The 2,255-nt window shown below is 46.3% G+C and carries 2 protein-coding genes and 2 pseudogenes; 1 reads left to right on the top strand and 3 read right to left on the bottom strand.

The features are described 5' to 3' along the window. Window positions 1–144 precede the first annotated feature (144 nt). Window positions 145–270: pseudogene (locus AC13E3_RS00600) on the bottom strand (transposase); the annotation flags it as partial. Window positions 271–373: 103 nt separating this feature from the next. Between AC13E3_RS00600 and AC13E3_RS00595 the strand changes: the two are divergent. Beyond that, a pseudogene (locus AC13E3_RS00595) lies at window positions 374–553 on the top strand (IS630 family transposase); the annotation flags it as partial. A 774-nt stretch (window positions 554–1,327) separates the two neighbouring features. Here the strand turns inward: AC13E3_RS00595 and AC13E3_RS00590 are convergent. Both AC13E3_RS00590 and AC13E3_RS00585 read right to left on the bottom strand, forming a co-directional pair. Next, complete coding sequence (locus AC13E3_RS00590; protein WP_482901586.1) at window positions 1,328–2,077, bottom strand: DODA-type extradiol aromatic ring-opening family dioxygenase; 750 nt, start codon at window positions 2,075–2,077, stop codon at window positions 1,328–1,330. Further along, window positions 2,029–2,255, bottom strand: a 227-nt coding sequence (locus tag AC13E3_RS00585) for a hypothetical protein (RefSeq protein WP_482901585.1), incomplete at its 5' end; no start/stop codon positions are given. The genes AC13E3_RS00590 and AC13E3_RS00585, both read right to left, overlap by 49 nt.

The following is a 2,255-nucleotide window of genomic DNA, read 5'->3' as shown; positions in this document are numbered from 1 at the left end:
TAACCTTGATCCAGCACCAAGCTGGCTGCTTCCTGTTTGAACTCAGGAGAAAAAGAACGTCGCTTTCTGGTCATCAGACACCTCGTTTATGGTGGCGATATTACCACCTACGTTGGTGTCCGGAATCATTGAACCACTACATTTCATCATTGATGCATCCATGCCGCCAAACTTCGAGCCCCATTGATAGATCAGCGCCGTACTGACATTGTGCTCCCTTGCCAGCTCAGACACCGGAACGCCGGCTTCGTACTGCTTCAGGATCGCCATGATCTGGCTGTCGGTGAATCGAGACTTCTTCGTCTGTCGCTCCTTTTGCGATCATTGTAAAAGTCTCTACTCAAAACCTCGATTATTTTATGGGGGGATTACCGAACGCCGCGCTTTGTACCGTGGCATTTTTACCAGTGTCGGCGAACTTAAGAAGGCGATTCGTCGCTTTATCCAAACTCATAATGAGAAACTGGCAAAGCCGTTCCGCTGGCACAAGAGTGCAGAATCGATTATGACTTCAGTGACGCGAGCAAAGCTGAGTGTTATTGATAATAAATAAACGGATTACCCAGACGGGACACTAGAGGGTTTAGAGCTTCAACACGTGGAATCAGTATTTTCAAGCTCTGAAATGATGGACTCGGTGTGTATCAACTTGTATGTCCCCATGGAGGGAAGCCCAAACCAACTGACTCAACAAGGTTGAGACATCAGCTAAGCGTGCGATCCGCTTGTACACAACATTTTCACGTTGATGGTTGATCAAGGCCGAGCCGTCAGTATCTTACCACCCGAGCATCCAGGTAATCCCTGGCTAGTTTAGGGGCGACCCCATGTAAAGGGTGCCGTTTGATACAGGAGCTTAAACAGGAAGTGTAAACAAAATACCCACCTAACAGGCCCTTGTTTAGACTTTTCAGTGAAAAAGAATAATGTAAGACAGAAAAGCCCCACATACACTGCATTTTTAAAGGAGTTTATCCGCTAACTCACCCATTTACATTTGCGGCGAGTACAGAGAACAGTACGATGGAATCATGAAACGGATAAAGACGTAGATCCCGTTGTGTCTTGAAGCCGATTGTTCGCACAAAAGCCAACGATAATTCTGTGTCACCCAGAGCTGACTAGCCAAAACGAGGACCGAGCTGTGGCGAAAGGCTCCTCTCCAACAGTGCTCTACCGCACCGGCTACTCGGCTAAAAGAGCACGCTTCGGTCGCAAAGCGAACATACGGATGGTGGAATAACAACGCGCTAAACGGCGCGAAAGAAGTGAGCGTCCGAGGCCACGTATTTTGTGGCCGATTTTGAGCGCCTTGTTAGCATTCTGCTTACCATAGGTACATACTTGACTTCTTATTGAGAATCTTCAGCTCGAACGATTCTGCACATGCGCCGCCTGCTAAGCCGTAGCAGACATGCAAAGGCAATAGGTGCTCTTCTCGAGGGTGGCAAAACCGAGCACCCGGCGCTTTTACCCATTCACACAGTCTTTGTTTTCTTTCTTCTTCAGAGATATTTGTGTTTGAACAAGTATCCAATAACCAAGACTCAAACGCTTCATTCAAATCTTTTGACTCCGTAGTTTCTGGAGCAAAAAAGGCCTTCATATTGTGAAAAGAAAATCCTGACCCTATCAAAAGTAAATCTTCATAGTCTAAGCCCTGTAGCGCCTGACCAATACTAATATGCTCGGCAGGACTTAAGTTATTAAGAAGCGACAACTGAATACAAGGAATATCAGCATCTGGGTACATTATTTTTAGCGGTATGAACAAACCGTGATCAAAGCCCCTTTGTTTATCGAGATTGCAAGCAATGCCAACACGCTCTAGCTTTTCGTGGATTTTATTTGCAAGCAATGCCTCGCCCTTGCAGGGATAGGTAATACTGTAAGATTCTTCTGGAAATCCATAATAATCATATATAAGCGATGGGCTCTCGCCAGCAGTAATTGTTGGCAATTCCTCTTCCCAATGTGCACTCACAACCACAATGGCCGATGGTTTACGTAATAAAGATGTTATGCTTTTTAAGCAATCAACCATTTCTGTATGCCCAGCATCGCCCAAAAGAGGCATTGGCCCGCCGCCATGCGACAAGAACAATATTTGAGGTTTAGGGAGACTCTGAATAAGTCCCCAAAATCAGCGATAATACGGCCATCATCAACCGCATAGGATTCGTTGCCACCATGGATCAGATCACCTTCTCCGAAGCCGAGTACCAGACCAAGAAGCGCAAAACGCGTCGTGAGAT

It is taken from the genome of Marinobacter sp. L-80, from assembly GCF_056859395.1.
Note: the sequence above shows the minus strand (reverse complement) of the source record. Positions and strands in the feature narration are given on the sequence as shown.

Excerpts from the sequence above, each read along its gene's own strand:
- AC13E3_RS00590 (WP_482901586.1), bottom strand. The coding sequence starts at position 2,077 with ATGCCTCTTTTGGGCGATGCTGGGCATACAGAAATGGTTGATTGCTTA.